Genomic DNA, 15,902 nt, shown 5'->3' with positions numbered 1-15,902 from the left:
AGCGGGCGGGGCTACTCCTTGGGGCCCTGAGAGCGGGTGCGGGAGCGCACACGGAGGATCGTGCCGATCGCGTAGGCGAGAGCGCCCGCCACGAGGAGCGCGATCGCCCAGGGCAGCACGTCGTTCAGCGAGAACCCGGTGTTCGCCAGCACCGCCGGCACGACGGGAACCGCAGTCACGGTGAGGGCGACCGGCGCACTCGTCGAGGCGAGGAAGTTCGGGTCGCCCAGGAACCGGGCGGTGATCTGCCCGGTTCCCGTGCCGGTCGTGGTCACCGAGAGCGACGCCGTTCCCGTCGCCGAGAGCGTGGCATCGCCGAGGTGCTGGGTTCCGCGATAGAAGGCCACCGTGCCCGTGGGCACGACGTCGGTGGCCGATCCGACCGTCGCGGTCAGGCGCGCCGACGATCCGGTGCGCACACTGGCCGGGTCGACCACGAGGGTGGTGGTGGTCGGCGCCTTGGCGATGGTGAGCGTCGTCTCGCTCGACGACGGCGCGTAGGGCGAGATGTCGTCGGGGACGAACGCCGCCGAGACCGCGTGGGTGCCGGCCGGATACGGAGCGGTGAGCGTGAACACCGCCTGCCCGTCGACCACCGGAGCGGTCAGCGGGGTGTCGGTTCCGATCATCAGCGAAACCGTGCCGGTGGGCAGGTCGGCCGTGGTGAGGTTCTCGACCGTCACGGTCACGGTGAGATCGTCGGCGAACACCGGCGAGGCCGGGACGATCGCGATCGACGTCGCCGTGGCGTACTCGATGCTGTAGACGATGGTCACGGATCCGTCGCCGAGTGCGGCGAGTCCGGTGCTCGTGTCTTCGAGGCCGGTGGTCGACGATCCGCCGCCGGCTCCGCCACCGCCGCCGCCGCCCAGGCCGAAGGTGATGCCCTCATCGGGCGAGCCCACGGCCGCGTCGGGGGTCGACGGGTCGCTGTCGTCGACGAACGGCAGCGCGCCGGCGTGGCCGCCTTCGCCGCCGGAGAGCCCGTCGCCGAAGTACGAGGCGCCACCGCCGCCGCCTCCACCGCCGAGGAAGTCGACGTCGCCGCCGTTGGTGCCGTCGCCGTCATCCGAGTCGTTCAGCACACCGCCGGCGCCTTCGGCCAGGCAGTGCAACCCGAAGTCGGGGTCGGCCGGCAACGCGTCGTCGTCGCGCGGCGCATGACCGGCTTCGCCGGCATCGCCGGCGTCGCCGCCGAAGCAGAAGCCCACCACACCGCGGCCTCCGCCGCCCGCTCCGGCCGCCGCCACGATCGCGTTCGCCGTGTCGCCGTTCACCACCACGGCCGTCGATCCGCCGCCGCCACCACCCGAACGCGCGAGGAACGAGCCGTGGCCGCCCTCGCCGCCCTCGGTCCAGCCCTGGCCGCCGACACCGGCGTCACCGTCGCTCGGCCCGTCGTAGCCGTCGTCGCCGGGTTCGAGGCGGTAGCCGTCGGTGCCTGCTTCGCCGACGTGCACCTCGAGTTCGTCGCCCGCCGTCACGGCGAGGGTTCCCGAAATGGTCGCCCCCACCCCGGCCGCTCCGCCGTTGGTGCCGCCGCCTCGGCCGCCCGAGGCGCCGTTCAAGGTGAGCTGAACGGAGGTCACTCCGGCGGGCACGGTCCAGGTGTCGACGCTGCCCGGAACGGTGAACTCCACCGGCGCCTGCGGGAGCGCGGCGTTGGCGGCACCGGCGCCGCCGCCGAAGAAGAGGCCGCCGGCCACGAGGGCGAACACGCCTCCCCCGGCGACGGTGGTGCGGATGCGCGAGCGCCCGTGAGCGCGTCGGTCGGTCTTCTGCCCTGGCGTCGTTGCCATCTGGTCCCCCTGAGGTCCACGGACGGCAGGCTCGACCCCGCCGTCGGTGCCGCTCACCCTAACAGTCGACGCCTCGCGGGTACAGACCTCGCGGCGGTCAGCCCCCGGCGTCGATGTTCTGCTCCATCCACCACTCCGTGAACTCGCTGGCCCGCCCGTCGTCGGCGAGGCGGATGACCCAGAGGTTGCTGTAGACCGGCCCGCCGGAGTAGACGGTGGTGCCCTGCACGACCGCGACGGGGCCGTCGACGGCGACCGGATGCCACGAGAACGTCGTCTCGCCCGGGTCGTCCTGCGCCTCGAGCCAGCCGGCCACGATCTCCTCGTGACCCGTCCAGGGGTCGGCGTAGGGCTCGGTGCGGTACTCGCCGTCTTCGGCGAAGAGGGCCCGGATGTCATCCGGATGATTCGACTCCCACGCTCGGCGGTAGCCGTCGATCCAGGCGGAAACAGGGGCGGTGACGTCGTCGGCCATGAGACAGTCTGGGCACGTCGGAGACGCCGGCGCAAGGGTTCGGGATGACTGCGCGGTGTTCGGCGCTGTATACCTGGAATCCGAACAGAACGAGGTCTCATGAGCATCAGCGCCCCCTCCGCACACACCACCGCCGCGGCCGCATCGGCCGGCAACACCGACTACGACCCCACGGCGTTGCGCCAGGTGTTCGAGCAGCATTTCACCTACGCCTCGGCGGTGGAGCGCAACACGCACCGGTACGCGAACCGCGCCGCGATCACCGATTCGACCACGGGCGAGTCCTGGACCTATCGGCAGCTCGGCGAGATCACCGGAGCGCTCGTCGCCGGGCTCGCCGAACACGGCATCGGGGTGGGTGACATCGTGGGCTACCAGCTGATGAACCGGCCCGAGTTCGCCTTCTTGTACGTCGCATCCCAGGGGCTGCGGGCGGTGTCGTCGCCGATGAACTTCCGGCTCGCGCCGGCCGAGACGGCGCACATCCTGGGCGAGTCGAAGCCGCGGATCTTCGTCTACGAAGCGTCGGCGGCCCCGGATGTCCGCACCGCGCTCGGCCTGACCGATTTCGTTCCCGAGGTGCTCGTCGCGGTCGGCGACGGGGCCGCCGTGGCCGCCGCGATCGAGCTCGTGCCGGGCACGATCCCGTTCGCCGACCTGCTCGTCGAAGGCGCCCCGACCTTCCGCGCCCCCGAGGGCGGTTCGGTGTGGGATGAGACCTCCCGCCTCTACACCTCCGGCACCACCGGCATGCCGAAGGCAGTGCCGCTGACCAGCCTCAACGAGGTGCTCACCGCGCACGACGCGATCATGCACTTCCCGCTCGGGCCCACCGACAAGACCATGAACATGTCGCCCTGGTTCCATCGCGGCGGCAACTACTGCGCCGGGCCCAACACCGCCTTCTACGTGGGCTCCGAGGTGGTGACGCTGCCGCAGTTCGAGCCCGGGCTCGTGCTCGACCTCGTGGAGCGGCACGGCCTCACCTACGTGATCGGGGCGCCCACGAACCTCGAGCGCCTGGCCGACGAGCAGGAGGCCCGGCCGCGCGACCTCTCCTCGCTCTCCGGCATCGTCACCATGGGCGCGCCGCTCGAGCGTGCCGCAGCCCTGCGCTACCAGCGCACCATCACGCCGCGCATCGCGAACGGCTACGGCACCACGGAGGCGTTCTGGAACACCTACCTGCGCCCCGACGACCTGCCCGACGCGGCGGGCGCATCCGGTCGCGCCTGTCTCGACGACGACGTGGTGGTGGTGAACGTCTACCCCGACCGGATGGCCGATCCGACCGACACCGTGCCGCAGGACGGCAGCACGGTGGGCGAAGTGATCATGCGCTCGGTGAAGAGCGGCTACGCCTACATGCACAACGCCGCGGAGCAGGAGAAGAAGTTCCGCGACGGCTGGGTGTACCCCGGCGACCTCGCCACCTGGAACGGCGACGAGATCGTGACGATCGTGGGGCGCAAGGACGACATGATCATCTCGGGCGGTGAGAACGTGCATCCGGTGCAGATCGAGGAGGTGCTGGCCGGGCATCCGGGAGTCGCCGACAGCATCGTGACGGCGGTTCCGGATGCGGAATGGGGCGAGGTCGTCGTGGCCTACGTGCAGCGCCGCCCCGGCTCGCTCGAGGACCCGGCCGCCGCCGCGACCGAGCTCGACCGCTTCTGCCAGGACAGCGTCGCCCTCGCCCGCTTCAAGCGGCCGCGGCGCTACGCCTTCGTCGATGAACTGCCCTACACGGCCACGGGCAAGAAGCAGCACTTCTTGATGAAGAGCCAAGCGCCCGCCGACCTGGCCGCGGGGGTGTTCGTGACCCCGTAGCGGCCCTAGTAGCCGGCTCCGGATGACGCGGGAGTGGCCGAGGTGAGCTCCTCACCCGAGGGCGAGACCGCGAACCAGATTCCTCCGACACCCTGTCCGGCCACGTCACCGGGCTTCTTGTCGTTCGCGAAGGTGTAGATCGGGCGTCCGTCGATGGTGATCTGGTTGCCGCCGTCGACGCCCTCGATGGTGGCGACGGTTCCGCTGACGCCGTCGACGACGGGGGTCGTGGTCGCCGATTCGATGGCCGGCCACAGCTTCGCGCAGTCGCCCGTGCACGCGCTCGTGCCCGAGCCGGCGGTGTCCTTGTCGAAGTAGTACGCGGTCATGCCCGTGCCGTCGACCACGATCTCACCGAGCGACGAATTCGCGGTGCTGACCTCGGCCGTGCCCGAGGAGGTGCCCGACGACGAGCTGGACGAACTGTCGGGTGACGTGCCGGCCGAGCTGCCCGACGATCCGCTGGACGAGCATCCGGCGAGCGCCAGGAGGGCGACCGCGGCGGCGGCGGCAGCGAGAGTGATTCGAGTGTTCATGATGGCTCCTTCGATGGTTTCAGCCTGTCGAAGGGGAAGACGGTGCATGACCCGGAATCGTTCAGGCTCCCAGCCGGATCCCAGTTGTGGGCCTGATCTGCACCGGATCGGGCCCACAATTGAACGCAACCGCCCCTCCTCCCGTTGTGGTGGTTGGAGGTATCGATGTCCGAGGATCAAGCCGAGCTGCTGCGGGCGATCCACGACGCCCACGGGCCGGCGCTCTTCCGGTACGTCGTGCGCCTCACCCACGACCAGAATTTCGCGCAAGACGTGGTGCAGGAGTCGCTGCTGCGCGCCTGGCGGTCGCCGGCCATCCTCGAGCAGAGCGACGAGGCCGCCCGCTCCTGGCTCTTCACCGTGGCCCGCAACCTGGTGATCGACGATCGCCGCAGCGCCCGCCATGCGCACGAGTTCCCGACCGACGAGGTACCCGATCGTGGCGTGCACGACGAGACGGATGCGGTGCTCGACAAATGGCTGCTCTCCGACGCGCTGCTGTCGCTGTCACTCGAGCACCGCACCGCCATCGTGAGCTCCTACTACCTCGGCCAATCCGCCGCCGAGATCGCCGAGCGGGAGAACGTGCCGGTGGGCACGGTGCGCTCCCGCATCCACTACGCATTGCGAGCGCTCCGCCTCGCCCTGCAGGAAAGGGGGGTGACCGAATGACCGACCCGAACGCGTCCTTCGACCCCGACCGCGCCCACGATCCGTATCGGGATTGGGATGCCGCCTACGTCTTCGGCATGCTCGGACCTGAGGAGCGCCGCGCCTTCGAACGGCACCTGGCCTCCTGCCCGGCCTGCACCGCCGCGGTCGCCGAACTCGCGGGCCTCCCCGGCATCCTGGGCAAGCTGAGCCCCGCCGAAGCCGTGGCGCTGCTCGACGAGTCGGTCACGCCGACCACGCCGCCTGCCCTCCCTCCCGCCGAGCCCGACCTCGTGCGGCATCTCGCTCGCTCGGTGCGGCGCCGGCGCACCCGCACGCGGCGCCGCACGATCGGCCTGGTGGCCGGGGTCGGCGCGGTGCTCGCCGTCGCCGGCCTGTTCGCCGGATTCGGGCTGGGGTCGGCCGGCGCGCCCGAAACGCCGCTCGCGATCGACACGGCGAGCCCGACGGCTGTCCCGACCGACGGTGCAGGCACCGAGGGCACACCCGGCGACGGCATCGCGCGCGCCATGGCGCAGGTCGAGCCCGGATTCGTCGACGCCGAACTCGCCATCACGGAGAAGACCTGGGGCACCCGGTTCGACTGGAGCTGCACCTACGGCGCCGACCGCCCCGTGTACCCCGGATCCGACACCATCACCTACGACCTGGTGGTGACGGATGCGCAGGGCGCCGAGACCACGGTCGCCAGCTGGTCGGCGGGCGGCGAGAGGGCAGGAAACCTGTCGGCCTCGACGAGCATCCCGACCAGCGAGCTGCAGTCGGTCGACATCCGCGTCGCCGGCAGCGATCGCCCCCTGACGCGCACCACGCTCTGATCGGATCGGGCAACGCCACCCCATCCGAAGTGGCAAGATTGACCCCGATACCTTTTCGTTGCCTGTGCGACTCCACTTGCCGGAGCCCGCGACACATCTTCAGGAGGTGCACTGGCGTGCAGTTGTTCGTAAGCGGTTCCGAGACCCCGATCCGCGGTGAGCTGAACATCCCCGTATCCAAATACCATGCGCATCGTGCCCTCGTGCTGGCGTCGCTGGCTCCAGGGCGCAGCGTCGTGCGCGGCCTCTCCGAGACCCGGCAGGTGGTCTGGACGGTGGGCGTGCTCCGCGCGCTGGGCACCCGTATCGACATCGACGGCGACACCTACGTGGTGCACGGCGGCCGCTACCACACCCGCAACGACGTGGTGGACCACGGCTCGATCTCGGCTCAGGGCGTGCTGAACGTCGGCTCCTCCGGCACCACCCTGTACTTCATGACGGGTCTCGCGTCGCTCGCCGACCGGCCCATCACCCTCACCGGGATGAAGTACTTCCGCCGCCGCCCCATCAAGGCGCTGCTCGACTCGCTCGGGCAGCTCGGCGTGAAGTACTCCGCCGACAACGACCGCCCGCCCATCACGGTGCAGCCGGGCGCCCCCGCCGGCGGTCACGTCACCATCCCGGGCACGCTGTCGCAATGGCTCTCGGGGTTGCTCCTGCTCGCCCCCTTCGCCGAGAAGGAGACGACCGTCGAGGTGATCGGCGAGCTCAACGAACGGCCCTACGTCGAGTTGACGGTGCGGATGATGCGGCACTGGGGGCTCGTGGTCGAGCACTCCGACGACTGGCGCACCTTCACGATCCCCGCCGGCCAGACGGCCACCGCGACCGACTACACGATCCCGCCCGACATCGGCTCGGCCGCGTTCGGGCTCGCGGCCGCCGCGATCCACCCCTCCGACGTGCTGTTCCGGGGGCTCACCGCCACCACCTCGGCCGAGACCGACCACCCCGAGGCCGAGTTCCTCGACCTCGTCGCCGCGATGGGCCTCCCGATGGAGCACGACGAGGAGACCGGATTCGTGCGCGTGCGGCACGACGGCATCGAGCTGAACCCGCTCGACATCGATTGCCAGCCCATTCCCGATCTGCTGCCCGTGCTGGCCGCCCTGGCGAGCTTCGCGCACGGCACCTCGAGGCTCCGCAACGTGTCGCACATCCGGCTCAAGGAGTCCGACCGGGTGAACGCGATGCTGCAGCTCAACAAGCTCGGCGGCGACCTCGTCGACACCGGATCGGAGCTGCTCATCACCGGCGTCGACGAGCTGCGCGGGGCCCCGATGTCGTCGTTCAACGACCACCGAGTGCTGATGTCGCTCTCCGTCGCGGCCACACGCGCCGACGGGGAGTCGCGGCTCACCTATCCGCGCGCCTACCGCATCTCCTATCCCACGTTCCTCCAAGCGATGACGAGCGTCGGGCTCGACATGGCGATCACCTCGCTCGCGGGCGCCGAGAAGTCGCGCTCCGAGCAGGCGCTCGCCTCGTGAGCGGCACCGGAACGGCTCCGTTCGCCTTTGCACCCGGCGTCACCGCCGCCGTCGATGTGCTCGCCCGCGAGCAACCGGATGCGCCGGCCGTGATCGAGGTCGGCGATCGCCCGCGCACCCTGAGCTGGGCGGAGCTCAAGGCCGAGGCCGACCGCGTCTCCGCGGTTCTGCTCGATCTGGGCGTGCAGCCCGGCGAATCCGTCGCCTTCCAGCTGCCCAACTGGGCCGAGTGCGTCACCGTGACACTCGGCGTGTTGCAGATCGGCGCCGTGGTCGCTCCGATCATGCCCGTGTTCGGCGAGCGCGAGGTGGCGATGGTGCTGGCCCGGGCGAAGGCACGCGTGCTGGTGCTGCCGCGCTCGTTCCGCAAGCGCCACCACGCCGAGGAGCTCGCCGCCGTGGTGCGCGAGGCCGCCGCGAGCGGTCGCACCCTGCTCGTCGAGCACGTTCTCGTGATCGGCGACACCGACCCCTCGGGCGCGCCCCGCGCGGGCGCCGCTCCCGCCGACTCGTCCCAAAGTGGGGTGGAAAGGGGTCGTTCTGCCCACTTCGGGACGAGTGAGCCGACGCTCCAGGCGTGGGAATGGCACGACTTCGACGCCGCCACCGCTGCCGCGCACGCCGAGCCGGCCGCGATCGCGGCGCGACGGCCCAGCGAGACGGATGTCGCTCAACTGCTCTTCACCTCGGGCACCACGGGCGAGCCGAAGGGCGTGCAGCACGCGCACCGCTCACTCGATCTCGCCACCGCCATGGAGGTCGCTCACCTCGGCCTCACCACCGACGACCGCATCTACATCCCCTCCCCGCTCGCCCACCAGACCGGTTTTCTCTACGGCCTACTGCTCAGCTGGCAGCTGGGTGTCGCATCCGTCGTGCAGCCGATCTGGGATCCGAAGGTCGCCCTCCGGCAGGCCTTCGGCGGCGCGCACGCCAGCTTCGTTCAGGCGGCCACCCCGTTCCTGATGGACGTGGTCGAAGCCGTCGAGGGCGGTGAGACGCAACCGTCGAGCCTGCGCATCTTCGTGGCGACCGGCGCCGCCGTGCCCCGCGAGCTCGCCGAGCGCGCCACCCGCGTGCTCGACACCGCGGTCTGCGGCGCGTTCGGCACCACGGAGACCTGCCTCGGCACCCTGTCGGCCCCGAGCGACCCGCCGGGCTCCGCCTGGGGAACCGACGGGCGGCCGCTCGACGGCATCCGCATCCGTATCGTCGACGACGAGGGCACCGAGTTGCCGGCCGGGCGCGAGGGCAACTACGAGCTGCTCTCCCCCACCCTCTTCCTCGGCTACCTCGACCGCCCCGACCTCACCGCCGAGGTGTTCACGCCCGACGGCTGGTACAAGACCGGCGATCTCGGCATCGTCGACACCGACGGATTCCTGCACGTCACCGGGCGGGTCAAAGACGTCATCAACCGCGGCGGCGAGAAGATCCCGGTGGTGGAGATCGAGAACCTGCTGTTCACGCATCCGCGGGTCAAGGATGTCGCGATCGTCGCGATGCCCGATCCGCGGCTCGGCGAGCGCGCCTGCGCGTTCGTGGTGACCGCCGACGGGCAGGAACCGCTCGGCTTCACCGAGATGCAGGAGTTCCTGGCCGCCGCGCGCGTGTCGAAGTACTACTGGCCGGAGCGGCTCGAGGCCATCGAGGCCCTGCCCCGTAACCCGGTCGGCAAGATCCAGAAGAACCTGCTGCGGGAGCGCGTCGCCGCGCTGCTGGCAGCCGAGAACGACAGCACCGCATTGGAGAGCACAGAAGCGTGAACACCGACACCGCCATCGACGAGAACGAGTTCCAGCAGCTGAAGGCCGAGATCGAGGCCTGGGTGCGCGGCCCGGGTGAGATCTGGGCCGAGCGCATCGAGGCGGAGGGCGACGTGCCCCGCGAGCTCTACGAGGAGCTGCGCGACCGCGGCTACCTCAGCCTCGCCGCCCCCGTGGAGCTCGGCGGGCGCGGCATCCCGTTCCCCCGCTACCTCGAGCTGCTCGAGATCGTGTCGCGCTCGCACGCGTCGATCCGGATGCTCGTGCACGTCAACAACGGCACCTGGCGCGCCATGGAGCCGTTCGCTAACGCGGAGCAGCGCGAGCTCGTGAAGAAGGCCGTGTCGGGCGAGGTGCTGGTGGCGTTCACGCTCACCGAGGCCACCGCCGGAACCGGGGCCGACCTGCGCTCCACCGTGCGCCGCGAGGGTGACACCTACTACCTCAACGGCGAGAAGCACCTCATCACCTTCGGCGTCAAGTGCGACTACTGGCTGCTCTTCGCCCGGCTCGAAGGCACCATCGGCAAAGACGGCACCGTCGCCCTGCTCGTGCCGAACACGGGCCTCCCGGGCGCCGAGGTCATCGACGACTCGCACACGATGGGCGTGCACGGCACCGACCACGCCATCCTGCACTTCACCGACACACCAGTGCCGGTGAGCGCGCGCCTCGGCGAAGAAGGCGACGGTCTGAAGGTCGCGCTCGGCGGCTTCCTGCTGCCCAGCCGCGTCTCGGTCGCGATGAGTGCCGTGGGGCTCGCAGAACGAGCGCAGGAGCTGGCGATCGAGTACGCGCTGAAGCGCGAGACCTTCGGCAAGAAACTCGCCGAGCGGCCCGTCATCCAGACCTACCTCGCCGAGAATTACGCCGACATCGCGGCCGCCCGCGCCCTCGTGCTGGAAGCCGCGCGCGCCTACGAGAACGACGCCCCGGATGCGGCGCCGCTCTCCAGTGCCTCGAAGATCGTGGCCGTCGACATGCTCGCCCGGGTCACCGACAAGGCGCTGCAGATCCACGGCGGGCAGGGCTACTGGGCCCGCAACCCGATCGAGCGGGTCTACCGGGATGCGCGCGCCCAGCGCTTCGAAGAGGGCACCAACGAGATCCAGAAGACCGTCGTGGCGCGGGCCGTGCTGCTCGACTACGCCGCCACCCATCCGACGACCGAGAACGCCGAGGCCTGAGCATGACCGAGAACACCGAGAACCAGAACCCCCGCGTCGTCGTCATCACCGGCGCCTCCCGCGGAATCGGCCGCCTGCTGGCGCAGAAGCTCGGCGCCCAGGGCGCCGCGGTGGTCGTGAACTACAAGGTCAACGCCGACCTGGCCGAGGAGTCGCTCGCCGACGTGGTGGCGGCCGGCGGATCGGGCTTCACCGTGCAGGCCGACATCGAGAACCCCGACGACATCGACCGCCTCTTCGACGAGGTGCGCCACCGTTACGGCCGGCTCGACGCCTTCGTCGCGAATGCCGCGGCGAGCGCGTTCAAGCCGGTCTCGCAGCTGAAGGTGCACCACCTCGACCGCAGCTACGCCATGAACACCCGCTCCTTCGTGCTCGGCGCCATCCGTGCCGCCGAGCTCATGGACCGGGGCGGCCGCATCGTCACCATCACGAGCTATGGATCGCTGCGAGCCTTCCCGACCTACGCGGCGCTGGGTGCCGCGAAGGCGGCGAACGAGGCCTACGTGAAGTTCATGGCCACCGAGTTCGGCCCGCGCGGCATCACCGTGAACGCGGTGAACGGCGGATTGATCGACACCGACTCGCTCGACTACTTCTACAACAAGGTGCCGGGCATGGCGCCGATGCAGACGGTGCTCGAGAAGATCCCGCTCGGCCGCCCCGGCACGGCCGACGACATGGCGGATGCCGCCGACTTCCTGCTCTCGGCGAAGGCCGGGTACATCACCGGTCAGGTGCTGCAGGTCGACGGCGGGCTCACGATCGTGGCGCCCCCGTTCTGGGCCGACACGACGGGTGATCTGCGCGAAGCGGTTCTGGGCGAGGGGGCATCGGGGGCCGCCGTCACACCGGCCGAATATTCGGGGGAATAGCCTCGGGCGGGTAGCCTTCCGGGTACCCGCACCTTCCTTCGTCCTCAACCCTCGACACATCGGAGCATCCGGATGCACGGCGACGACGCCACCCCCGCGCTCGAGCGCACCTTCTCGCCCTGGCGACTGGGCGCGCTGCAGCTGCCGCACCGTGTCATCACGGGCAGCATGCACACGGGCCTCGAAACGCTCGACGACGGGGGCGCGGCGCTCTCGGCCTACTACGCCGAACGCATCCGGGGCGGAGCGACGCTCATCATCACGGGCGGACTCGCGGTGAATGCCGAGGGCTGCGGGGCCGACGACTTCAGCGTGCTCGGCGACCCGGCGAGCGACGCGCGCTTCGCCGCCGCGGCCGCCGCCGTGCACGAGGCCGGCGGGTTCATCGCGGCCCAGCTCTTCCACGCGGGGCGCTACGCCCTGCTCGACGGGGTGACGGATGCGCACGGCCGGCCCGTGCATCCGGTCGCCCCCTCCCCCCTCGCCTGGCGGAGCGCCGGCGCACAGGTTCCGGTGGAACTCGACGAACTGGGCATCCTCCGCACCATCGACGACTTCCGCGTCGCGGCCGAACGCGCCGTCGAACTCGGGTTCGACGCCGTGGAGATCATGGCCTCGGAGGGCTACCTGATCAACCAGTTCTGCTCGCCCGTCACGAACCGGCGCGACGACGAGTGGGGCGGTGACGCCCGCCGCCGCCGACGTTTCGCGGTGGAGGTGCTGCGCGCCGTGCGTCGGGGCGTGGGCTTCGACGTGCCCGTGATCGTGCGGATGTCGGGAGCCGACCTGGTGCCGGAGTCGAGCACGCAAGACGAGACCGACGCGCTCGCCCGCGACCTCGTGCGGGCGGGAGCGGATGCGCTCAACGTGGGCATCGGCTGGCACGAGTCGAAGGTGCCGACGGTTCAGGCGGCGGTGCCGCACGGGGTGTGGCTGCGCTACGCCGAGGCGGTGGCGCGGGCGATCGCCCTGCCGTCCGACCCGACTGCGCCCACGGCCGTCCCCGTCATCGCGAGCAACCGGCTCACCGACCTGCGCGACGCGGAGGACATCCTGGCCCGCGGGGCCATCACGGCCGTCGCGCTGGCGCGGCCGTTCCTCGCCGACGCCGCGATCGTCGACCGCTCGCGCAACGGCCACTTCGACGCCGTGAACTCCTGCATCGGCTGCAACCAGGCGTGCCTCGACCGCTCGTTCGTGAAGCAGCCGGTGTCGTGCCTGGTGAACCCCCGGGCCGCAACCGAGACGCGGTATCCGCTCACGCTGAGCGCCGCCCCCGCGCACTACGCGGTGGTGGGAGGAGGTCCGGCCGGGCTCATCGCGGCCGAAGACCTCGCCGCCCGGGGCAACCGGGTCACCCTCTTCGAAGCGGATGCGCACCTCGGTGGGCAGTTCACGCTGGCCGCCCGCATCCCCACGAAAGAGGATTACGCACTGACCGTGGCGCACTACTCCGCCCGCCTGTCCGAGCTCGGCGCGCGGGTGGAGGTGTCGCATCCGGTGACCGTCGACGAACTGGCGGAAGGCGGATACGCCGGTGTGGTCGTGGCGACCGGAGTGCGGCCGCGCACGGTCGACATCCCCGGGGCGTCGCTGCCGCACGTGCTCTCCTACGAGCGGGCGATCCTCGACGGGGTGCCCGAGGGGCGCGTCGCGATCATCGGCGGTGGCGGCATCGGCATCGACACGGCGAAGTTCCTGGTGCTCTCGCACGACCCGGCCGTTCGGGCCCGGGCTTTCGAAGAGCAGTTCCAGCTGGCGTCGCCGAGCACGTACTTGGAGTCGGATGCGCTCCCTCAGCGCACCCGGGTGCGCGAGCGCCCCGGAGCGGCACCGTTCGCCCCGCGGCCCGGCAGTTCGGTGACGGTACTGCGCCGCACCGGCAAGTTCGGCGCCGGCATGGGTCTCACATCGCGCTGGGTCGCGCTCGGCGAGTTGCGGGAGGCGGGCGTGCAGTTCGTCTCCGACCTCGACTACCGCCGCATCACGCCGGAGGGCGTCGAGGTGATCTTCGCCGACGGCACGTCGTCGCTGGTTCCCGCGGACGTCGTCATCGTCTGCGCCGGGCAGGTCTCCCACGACCCCCTGAGCGCCGGTCTCGCGGCCCGGGGCATCCGCCACGAGGTCGTCGGCGGCGCCCTCGACGCCTCCCGCGTCGACGCCGTGCGCGCCACCCGCCAGGGCATCGACGCCGCCCGCCGCCTCGCCGCCTGAAAAGTGTGCGGTGCGACACGCCGCGGTGCTCCCGTACTGGGGACACCGCGACCGTTGCGCGCGACGATAAGCTCCCCCTGACATCGCATCTCGACGCACAGATGGAGGATCGTGGGCCGGATCACCTGGACCGATGAGGTCGCAGCCGTAGCGGTTGCGCTCCCCTACTCGGACATCTCGCTCTCCACCCTCTCCACCGATGAACTCGCGCGACTCCGCGCCCTCATCGAAGATCTGCGGGAAGATGCCGCGTACATGACACCGCACTTGGATTCACGCTTCCAAGAGCTGCTGCCCTTGGTCGAGGAGCAGCTCGGCCGTCTGTCGGCCTGAGGCCCTAGCGAAGCCCGGCGAACTCGTCGATGCTCGCTTCCCTCAGTCCGCCGAGCACGGTCAACGCCTGCTCCTCGGAGAGCCCTGACACCCGCACCGTGCCGCTGTCGAGCGTGACGTCGTAGTACGTCGGCGTGGCCTCGTTGTGGGTCACTGCGCCGCCGAGTGCCGAGCCGACGATGTCACAGCCGTACGCGCAGGGGTCGTGCTCGTGACCGTCGTAGAACTCCACGAAGAAGCCGCCACCCGTGCCGCTCTCGCTGGAGAAGGTGAGTTGCATCGAGGGGGTCGATCCGCCGCCGTACTCGTCGGGCAGTTCCACCCAGCCCAGGTCGTAGCCGTCGAGGAGCTCGTCGGGGTCGCCCGCCGGCACGAAGACCGGGCCGTGGTAGGCCGCATTGTAGGCGGCCTGTTCGGCGCCGCCCGCGATGGCCGTGACGGCCCACGAGGCGAGCGAGGCGGCCAGTCCCGCGGCGACCACGACGCCGGCTGCCCGGACCGGGATGAGCGATGCAGCGAACGCGGGCACCACCCACAGCAGTGGCAGCGCGAAGAAGACGAAGAACCCGAGTTCGACTCCCCCGAAGACGAACGGGAAGCCGAATGCGGCGAAGCCGTATCCGGCGATCAGGATCAGCACGAACAGGACCAGCACCGCTTCGAAGGCCCACACGAATCGCCGGCTCCCCGATCGCCGTAGAAGAGCGATCGGCACGCCGAGGGCCAAGATGAGCACGGTGGCGAGCTGAGCGACGCCGAGCATCAGCAGAGCCACGCCGACGCCGGCCCACGAGTTCGGGGAGGCCTCCTCCGCCTGGCGCCGCAGAACGTCTCCGAGCAGCACGATCGCCCAGCGCACGGCCACCACCGCGACGAGCGCAGCAGCGACCACGATGAGCGAATACCGCCAGGTCAGTGCCGGTCTGCCGGCTGCTGCCGCGCTGCCCGCGTCGCTCGTGTGTTCACTCGTCATCGATGCCCCCTGATCCGCCCCGTCCCCGTGGTGACAATCTAGAACTTCGTCCATGCCTCGAGGCGAATGCACCGCACGAGTGCGCCTGACGCGCCGCGGCCACGCGGTATAGCGTGGCTGTATGGCGAATCTGCTGCACCTGGACTCCTCCGCCGACCTCGAGACCTCCCGCTCGCGGGCGATCGGGCACACCTTCAGCGAAGCCTGGCTGGCCGCGGCACCCGGCAACACCGTCACGCATCGTGACCTGCACCGCGACCCGCTGCCGCACCTCGCCGACGCGGCACTGCACTGGCCCGCGCGGCTGCGCCCTGCCGGGTCGACGCCGCCGGCCGACGCCGAGGCGCTGCAGGCCTCGCTCATCGCCGAACTGCTCGCGGCCGACGCCCTGCTCATCGGCGCCCCGCTCTACAACTACTCGCTGCCGTCGAGCCTCAAGGCCTGGATCGACAACATCCACGTTCCGGCCGTGACGGCGCCGTTCGACGTCGACACCCAGCCGCTCGCGGGGCGACCGGCCGTCATCGTCACCAGTCGCGGCGCATCCTACGACCCCGGATCGCCGACCGACGGCTGGGATCACGAGGTGCCGGCCCTGCGGCTCATCCTCGGCACGGCACTCGGCATGACGGTGAGCGTCATCGCCACGAACCTCACGCTCGCCGAGACGGTCCCGGCCCTGTCCGACCAGATCGATCGCAGCCGCCGCGAGCTCGTCGAGGCCCACGAAGCCGCCGCCGCGCTCGCCCGCGAGCTGGGCGCCCCGACCGCCTGAGCAGCCCCACACTGCGTCGACCCGTCACTTGTGGTCGCTTTGAGACGCCCAGAGCGACACAAAGTGACGGGTCGACGAGGGTCGCCTACTCCCCCGAGAGTAGAGCGGACGCGACGTACGGCGGATGCCGCGCGCGAGGGGCACGGATACGATCGA

The 15,902-nt window shown here is 70.7% G+C and carries 14 protein-coding genes; 10 read left to right on the top strand and 4 right to left on the bottom strand.

Annotated features, from left to right (window positions below; genetic code table 11):
- Positions 1 to 11: 11 nt before the first annotated feature.
- Both BLW00_RS15645 and BLW00_RS15640 read right to left on the bottom strand, forming a co-directional pair.
- Positions 12 to 1,799 (bottom strand): Ig-like domain-containing protein, encoded by a 1,788-nt coding sequence (locus BLW00_RS15645; RefSeq protein WP_092555784.1) that lies wholly within the window; start codon positions 1,797 to 1,799, stop codon positions 12 to 14.
- A 97-nt stretch (positions 1,800 to 1,896) separates the two neighbouring features.
- Positions 1,897 to 2,274: a nuclear transport factor 2 family protein gene (locus BLW00_RS15640; protein ID WP_092555782.1), complete on the bottom strand. Its 378-nt coding sequence runs from the start codon at positions 2,272 to 2,274 to the stop codon at positions 1,897 to 1,899.
- Positions 2,275 to 2,373: 99 nt separating this feature from the next.
- Between BLW00_RS15640 and BLW00_RS15635 the strand changes: the two genes are divergently transcribed.
- Positions 2,374 to 4,104, top strand: a complete 1,731-nt coding sequence (locus BLW00_RS15635; protein WP_092555780.1) for a class I adenylate-forming enzyme family protein — start codon at positions 2,374 to 2,376, stop codon at positions 4,102 to 4,104.
- A gap of 5 nt (positions 4,105 to 4,109) precedes the next feature.
- Here BLW00_RS15635 and BLW00_RS15630 read toward each other — a convergent pair whose 3' ends face one another.
- Complete coding sequence (locus tag BLW00_RS15630) at positions 4,110 to 4,640, bottom strand: COG4315 family predicted lipoprotein (protein WP_092555778.1); 531 nt, start codon at positions 4,638 to 4,640, stop codon at positions 4,110 to 4,112.
- 165 nt (positions 4,641 to 4,805) lie between these two features.
- Between BLW00_RS15630 and BLW00_RS15625 the strand changes: the two genes are divergently transcribed.
- The 8 genes from BLW00_RS15625 to BLW00_RS15595 all read left to right on the top strand — a co-directional run bounded on the left by BLW00_RS15625 (position 4,806) and on the right by BLW00_RS15595 (position 13,998).
- On the top strand, positions 4,806 to 5,312 hold the full coding sequence (locus BLW00_RS15625; protein ID WP_092555776.1) for a sigma-70 family RNA polymerase sigma factor: 507 nt from the start codon (positions 4,806 to 4,808) through the stop codon (positions 5,310 to 5,312).
- Positions 5,309 to 6,130: an anti-sigma factor family protein gene (locus BLW00_RS15620; RefSeq protein ID WP_092555774.1), complete on the top strand. Its 822-nt coding sequence runs from the start codon at positions 5,309 to 5,311 to the stop codon at positions 6,128 to 6,130. The genes BLW00_RS15625 and BLW00_RS15620 overlap by 4 nt, the downstream gene beginning before the upstream one ends.
- A gap of 116 nt (positions 6,131 to 6,246) precedes the next feature.
- Positions 6,247 to 7,623 carry a 3-phosphoshikimate 1-carboxyvinyltransferase gene (gene aroA / locus BLW00_RS23820; protein WP_217634394.1) on the top strand — a complete coding sequence of 459 codons (1,377 nt, stop codon included), beginning with the start codon at positions 6,247 to 6,249 and terminating at the stop codon, positions 7,621 to 7,623.
- Positions 7,620 to 9,389, top strand: coding sequence for an AMP-binding protein (locus BLW00_RS23815; protein ID WP_217634393.1), 1,770 nt, complete (start codon positions 7,620 to 7,622; stop codon positions 9,387 to 9,389). The genes aroA and BLW00_RS23815 overlap by 4 nt, the downstream gene beginning before the upstream one ends.
- Positions 9,386 to 10,576: an acyl-CoA dehydrogenase family protein gene (locus tag BLW00_RS15610; RefSeq protein ID WP_092555772.1), complete on the top strand. Its 1,191-nt coding sequence runs from the start codon at positions 9,386 to 9,388 to the stop codon at positions 10,574 to 10,576. Before BLW00_RS23815 ends, BLW00_RS15610 begins: the two co-directional genes overlap by 4 nt.
- 2 nt (positions 10,577 to 10,578) lie before the next feature.
- A complete protein-coding gene (locus BLW00_RS15605; RefSeq protein ID WP_092555770.1) occupies positions 10,579 to 11,451 on the top strand; it encodes an SDR family oxidoreductase in 873 nt (290 codons plus the stop codon).
- 72 nt (positions 11,452 to 11,523) lie between these two features.
- Complete coding sequence (locus BLW00_RS15600; protein WP_092555768.1) at positions 11,524 to 13,665, top strand: oxidoreductase; 2,142 nt, start codon at positions 11,524 to 11,526, stop codon at positions 13,663 to 13,665.
- 111 nt (positions 13,666 to 13,776) lie between these two features.
- Positions 13,777 to 13,998: a hypothetical protein gene (locus BLW00_RS15595; RefSeq protein WP_092555766.1), complete on the top strand. Its 222-nt coding sequence runs from the start codon at positions 13,777 to 13,779 to the stop codon at positions 13,996 to 13,998.
- 4 nt (positions 13,999 to 14,002) lie between these two features.
- Here BLW00_RS15595 and BLW00_RS15590 read toward each other — a convergent pair whose 3' ends face one another.
- The gene (locus BLW00_RS15590) at positions 14,003 to 14,971 is read right to left on the bottom strand and encodes a hypothetical protein (protein WP_092555764.1); all 969 of its coding nucleotides are present in this window, start codon (positions 14,969 to 14,971) and stop codon (positions 14,003 to 14,005) included.
- A 121-nt stretch (positions 14,972 to 15,092) separates the two neighbouring features.
- On the opposite strand from BLW00_RS15590, the gene BLW00_RS15585 reads away from it, so the two are divergent.
- Positions 15,093 to 15,746 (top strand): FMN-dependent NADH-azoreductase, encoded by a 654-nt coding sequence (locus tag BLW00_RS15585; protein WP_092555762.1) that lies wholly within the window; start codon positions 15,093 to 15,095, stop codon positions 15,744 to 15,746.
- The last annotated feature ends 156 nt before the right edge of the window (positions 15,747 to 15,902 follow it).

It is taken from the genome of Herbiconiux ginsengi (genome assembly GCF_900107435.1).
GTDB lineage: Bacteria > Actinomycetota > Actinomycetes > Actinomycetales > Microbacteriaceae > Herbiconiux > Herbiconiux ginsengi.
This window is presented reverse-complemented; position numbering and strand designations above follow the sequence as displayed.

What these genes read in the sequence shown, in the direction of transcription:
- BLW00_RS15645 (WP_092555784.1), bottom strand. Translation starts at nt 1,799, where the DNA reads ATGGCAACGACGCCAGGGCAGAAGACCGACCGACGCGCTCACGGGCGC.
- BLW00_RS15640 (WP_092555782.1), bottom strand. Translation starts at nt 2,274, where the DNA reads ATGGCCGACGACGTCACCGCCCCTGTTTCCGCCTGGATCGACGGCTAC.
- BLW00_RS15635 (WP_092555780.1), top strand. Translation starts at nt 2,374, where the DNA reads ATGAGCATCAGCGCCCCCTCCGCACACACCACCGCCGCGGCCGCATCG.
- BLW00_RS15630 (WP_092555778.1), bottom strand. Translation starts at nt 4,640, where the DNA reads ATGAACACTCGAATCACTCTCGCTGCCGCCGCCGCCGCGGTCGCCCTC.
- BLW00_RS15625 (WP_092555776.1), top strand. Translation starts at nt 4,806, where the DNA reads ATGTCCGAGGATCAAGCCGAGCTGCTGCGGGCGATCCACGACGCCCAC.
- BLW00_RS15620 (WP_092555774.1), top strand. Translation starts at nt 5,309, where the DNA reads ATGACCGACCCGAACGCGTCCTTCGACCCCGACCGCGCCCACGATCCG.
- BLW00_RS15605 (WP_092555770.1), top strand. Translation starts at nt 10,579, where the DNA reads ATGACCGAGAACACCGAGAACCAGAACCCCCGCGTCGTCGTCATCACC.
- BLW00_RS15600 (WP_092555768.1), top strand. Translation starts at nt 11,524, where the DNA reads ATGCACGGCGACGACGCCACCCCCGCGCTCGAGCGCACCTTCTCGCCC.
- BLW00_RS15590 (WP_092555764.1), bottom strand. Translation starts at nt 14,971, where the DNA reads ATGACGAGTGAACACACGAGCGACGCGGGCAGCGCGGCAGCAGCCGGC.
- BLW00_RS15585 (WP_092555762.1), top strand. Translation starts at nt 15,093, where the DNA reads ATGGCGAATCTGCTGCACCTGGACTCCTCCGCCGACCTCGAGACCTCC.